The following is a 4,200-nucleotide window of genomic DNA, read 5'->3' as shown; positions in this document are numbered from 1 at the left end:
GGATCCGTTCCGGGCGCCGACCGCCACGGCCAGCGCGGCAGCTGGTGAGGCTTCTGGTGCTCCTGGGCCGGCGGCGCGCCGTAGGGCTGGCCCTGCGCAGGGGCGTTGCCGAAGCCCTGGTTGGCGGGCGGCGGGAAGCCGTCACCGGCAGAAGGCGGCGGCGCGACCGGGTTGCTCACGATGATTCCTCTCGGGTCCGGCCGAGGGGGTCGGCCGATCGGAGCACAAGGTAGCGACCCGGGCAGCGCCGCCGCGACCCCGTTACCAGGCCTTTACCTCGGCGAAGGAGAGACGCTCGGCGAAGTGGCCGAAGGGCTGGGCGAGGGCCTGACCGAAGGGCTGACCCCGGAGCCGTCCTCCATCGGCGGCACCGGGCCCGGCCCGTTCGCCCCAGGAGCACCAGAAGCCTCACCAGCTGCCGCGCTGGCCGTGGCGGTCGGCGCCCGGAACGGATCCCGCTCGGCGCAGTACGGGTACGTGAGCGTCTGGACCTCGGTGTAGTTGCCCGAATCGTCGTAGCAGTACGCGTTGCCCAGGCGCAGCGGCGCGCCGTTCTGGTCGAAGATGCGCGCGTTCTGCACCAGCCGGCCCTGCTCGTCGTACACGAAGAGGTCCTCGATGTTGCCGTACGGGTTCGAGTTGTCGTAGTTGACGTCCGCGTAGGGGGCGCCGCGGCTGCTGCTGTCGGCACTGAGGAAGCCGCCCAGCGCGACGAGCACCAGCACCACCGAGCCCGCGTAGAGCGCCAGCTGGGGCCAGTGGGACAGCCGTACCGAGCGGCGGCCGAGCCAGATCGAGCCGAGGATCCCGGCCGCGAGCAGCAGCAGGGCGACAGCCTCGCTGCCACCGATGCGCGGCAGCAGACCGATCGGCTGGCCACTGTCGTCGAGCATCCAGGCGAGCACCATGGCGGCCAGATAGCCGCGCAGCACCCACCACGCCGGGCGCAGCTGCACCAGGAAGTCGCTGGCCCGCTCGGCGCCGAACAGCGGGCCGAGCCGCACGTCGGCGACGCGCAGCCGGGCCAGGGCCACGTCGCGCATCTCCTTGAACTGGTCGGTGCGCCCGGGCGGATCGGGGAAGCCACCGACGAAGCCGGCGCTCATCCGCAGATCCGCGGCGTACGCCTCGGGGCTGCCCAGGCGGTCGGTCAGCGAACCCTCGCCGTCGGCCGCCACCTCGGCGAGGTGCTCGGGCAGATCCTCGAGCAGTTCGTCACGCAGCGACTCGGGCAGGTCACCGAGGGCCGCGCGGACCGCGAACACGTACAGATTGATCTCGTCCTGAGCTGTGGTGATCACGCCGTCTCCCGCTCGCGAAGCAGATCGTCCATCGTGGATGCGAAACCGTGCCAGACCTTGCCGGAGCGCTGCAACTCGGCCCGGCCGGCGGGGTTGAGCGCGTAGTACTTGCGGTGCGGACCCTCGTCGCTGGGCACGACGTAGGTGGTGAGCAGGCCGGCGTTGAAGAGCCGGCGCAGGGTGCCGTAGACGGAGGCGTCGCCGACCTCGGCCAGCCCGGCCGTCCGGAGCCGGCGCAGGATGTCGTAGCCGTAGCCGTCCTCGTCGCGCAGGGCGGCGAGACAGGCCAGGTCCAGCACGCCCTTGAGGAGCTGGGTGGTATCCACGCGGTGCACACTACTTCGCGATGCGAAGTAGTGTCAAAGGCACGGTACCGGTGTTGACGGATCGATCACCGTTACCGGCCTGCCGGACCACTTTCGCACCGCCCGTCAAGGCGGCCGGGCGGCTCAGTCGCGGGGGGTCGCGGACCGCAGGGTGGAGAAGAACTTCTTGAGAGTGGGCTCGTCGGCCTTGCGCGCGGGGTGGGCGGCGGGCACCGCGTCCTCCTCGGCCGCCGGATCCACCTGCGAGAAGGCGATGCCGTCGAGGATGTCGTGCTCGCTGGCGATCACCGAGGTCTTGCCGGCGCGTTCCATGATGATGCGCAGGATCAGGGCCCCGGCGCCGATCACGTCCGCGCGCCCCGGATGCATCACCGGCAGGTCGCGGCGGTCGGCCACGGTCGAGCCGAGCAGATCCTGGGTCACCTTCGCCACGTCGTCGTACGGGACCTGCGCGTGGTGGATCCGCTCCGCGTCGTACCGGGGCAGGTGCAGAGCCAGAGCGGCCACCGTGGTGACCGAACCGGCCAGCCCGACCAGCGTCGCCGTGCCGTGGCCGGACACCGTCCGCAGGGCGGTGTCGACGGCCTTGGTGATGTCCTGCTCCGCCGCGGCGATCTCCGCCGCAGTCGGCGGGTCGCTGCGCAGGTGCCGCTCGGTCATCCGGACACAGCCGATGTCCATCGAGATCGCGTGCTTGACCTCGTCGCCGCCCACCACGAACTCGGTGGAACCGCCGCCGATGTCGACCACCAGGTACGGCTGCTCGGCCGTCAGCCCGGTGACCGCCCCGGCGAACGACAGCCGGGCCTCCTCGTCGCCGCTGATCACCTCGGGGTCCACGCCCAGGGTGGCGCGGACCATCGCGGTGAAGTCGGCGGCGTTCGCCGCGTCCCGCGACGCCGAGGTCGCGCACATCCGGACCCGGCCCACCCCCAGCTCGGCGATCTCGGTCGCGTACCCGAGCAGGGCCTTGCGGGTGCGCTCGATCGCCTCCGGCGCGAGCCGGCCGGTGCGGTCGACGCCCTCCCCGAGCCGGACGATCTCCATCCGCCGGGCCACGTCGGTGAGGCGGCCGCCGGCGATGTCCGCGATGAGCAGACGGATGGAGTTGGTCCCGCAGTCGATCGCCGCGACTCTCACGCTGTTCTCCTAGAGATGGAGGAGCATCCTCGTGTTACCGAGGGTATTCGGCTTCACCCGTTCCAGGTCGAGGAACTCGGCGACACCTTCGTCGTACGAGCGCAGGAGCTGCTCATAGACGCTGTGCGGGACGGGCGCGCCGTCGATCTCGGCGAAGCCGAACGAGCCGAAGAACCGGGTCTCGAAGGTCAGGCAGAACACCCGGGCCACGCCCAGCTGCCGGGCCACGTCGAGCAGCTCCGCGACCAGCCGGTGGCCGATCTTGAGACCGCGGTACGCCGGATCCACCGCGACCGTGCGGATCTCGGCCAGGTCCTCCCACATCACGTGCAGCGCGCCACAGCCCACGACCTGCTCGGTGGCCGCGTCCACGGCCACCCAGAACTCCTGGACGGACTCGTAGAGCGTGACGGTGGCCTTGCTCAACAGCCGGCGGTCCGACGTGTACGTGTCCACCAGGTTCCGGATGGCCCGGACGTCGGACGTGCGCGCGCGGCGGATCTCGACCTGCATGCGGCCGAGTTTATTCAGCCGGCGGCGGCACGCACGGACTGCCTGTCCACCACGGCTCGACCGCCGCGCGGACCTCGTCACCGAACGGGTTCACCCCCGGCCCCGCCGCCAGGGCGTGCCCGAGGTGCACGTGCAGGCACTTGACCCGGTCGGGCATGCCGCCGGCGGAGACGTTGCTGATCTCCTCGACGTGCTCGACGGCCTCGCGGCGCTGCAGATAGTCCTCGTGCGCCTTCTCGTACTGCGCGGCGAGCGCCGGGTCGGTGGCGAGCCGGTCCTGCATCTCCCGCATGACGCCGGCGGACTCCAGCCGGCTGCACGCGGCCGTGGCCCGCGGGCAGGTCAGGTAGAACAGCGTCGGGAACGGGGTGCCGTCGTCGAGGCGCGGGGAGGTCTCCACCACGTCCGGGTTGCCGCAGGGGCACCGGTGCGCGATCGCCCGGGTGCCGCGGGGGCGGCGGCCGAGCTGCTGGGTGACTGCCTGCAGATCCGTCTCGGAGGGTGTCGTCATCTACTTCCGGGTTTCTGAGTTGGCCGCGGCGACGCTGCCCCAGAGGGTGTCGTACCAGCGGTTCTGACTCTGCGCCGGGGCGCTCTTGCCGGCGTCCCGGGCGGCGCCGGCCGGATCGTTCAGCACCAGCAGCGGCACTTCACCGGGGCGCACGTAGAACAGGCGGTCGCGGGCCTGGCTGCGGACGTACTCCGGGTCCTTCCACTTCTCCACCTCCTCGGTCAGCCCCTTGATCCTGGCCTGCTGCAAGGCCTGGTCGGCCTGCATCTGGGCGATCTGGGACTCCTGCGCGAGGTAGACGCGGACCGGATAGGTGTAAGCCAGGGCGAGAGCCACCAGCACCACGATCAGCACGGTGGCCCGGCCGGTGAAGGCTTTGGGGCGGGTTGCGACGGTGCGCTTGGTCGCC

5 protein-coding genes and 1 pseudogene are annotated in these 4,200 nt (G+C 71.4%); all 6 read right to left on the bottom strand.

Annotated elements, in window-relative coordinates; genetic code table 11:
* Positions 1 to 272: 272 nt before the first annotated feature.
* Positions 273 to 1,301: an HAAS signaling domain-containing protein gene (locus AB0C29_RS36505; protein ID WP_360830299.1), complete on the bottom strand. Its 1,029-nt coding sequence runs from the start codon at positions 1,299 to 1,301 to the stop codon at positions 273 to 275.
* The gene (locus AB0C29_RS36500; RefSeq protein WP_360555919.1) at positions 1,298 to 1,627 is read right to left on the bottom strand and encodes a PadR family transcriptional regulator; all 330 of its coding nucleotides are present in this window, start codon (positions 1,625 to 1,627) and stop codon (positions 1,298 to 1,300) included. The genes AB0C29_RS36505 and AB0C29_RS36500 overlap by 4 nt, the downstream gene beginning before the upstream one ends.
* A 243-nt stretch (positions 1,628 to 1,870) precedes the next feature.
* Positions 1,871 to 2,767 (bottom strand): annotated as a pseudogene (locus AB0C29_RS36495) (Ppx/GppA phosphatase family protein); the annotation flags it as partial.
* Between the two features lie 9 nt (positions 2,768 to 2,776).
* Positions 2,777 to 3,280 (bottom strand): amino-acid N-acetyltransferase, encoded by a 504-nt coding sequence (locus tag AB0C29_RS36490; RefSeq protein WP_360830296.1) that lies wholly within the window; start codon positions 3,278 to 3,280, stop codon positions 2,777 to 2,779.
* Between the two features lie 10 nt (positions 3,281 to 3,290).
* Complete coding sequence (locus tag AB0C29_RS36485) at positions 3,291 to 3,791, bottom strand: DUF501 domain-containing protein (RefSeq protein WP_360830293.1); 501 nt, start codon at positions 3,789 to 3,791, stop codon at positions 3,291 to 3,293.
* The coding region (locus AB0C29_RS36480; RefSeq protein ID WP_360830290.1) for a septum formation initiator family protein at positions 3,792 to 4,200 on the bottom strand (409 nt) is incomplete at its 5' end.

This window comes from Actinoplanes sp. NPDC048791 (assembly GCF_040650095.1).
In the GTDB taxonomy this organism is placed as follows: domain Bacteria; phylum Actinomycetota; class Actinomycetes; order Mycobacteriales; family Micromonosporaceae; genus Actinoplanes.
The sequence above is the reverse complement of the archived record's forward strand: the minus strand, read 5'-3'. Positions and strand labels throughout refer to the sequence as shown.

What these genes read in the sequence shown, in the direction of transcription:
- AB0C29_RS36490 (WP_360830296.1), bottom strand. Translation starts at nt 3,280, where the DNA reads ATGCAGGTCGAGATCCGCCGCGCGCGCACGTCCGACGTCCGGGCCATC.
- AB0C29_RS36485 (WP_360830293.1), bottom strand. Translation starts at nt 3,791, where the DNA reads ATGACGACACCCTCCGAGACGGATCTGCAGGCAGTCACCCAGCAGCTC.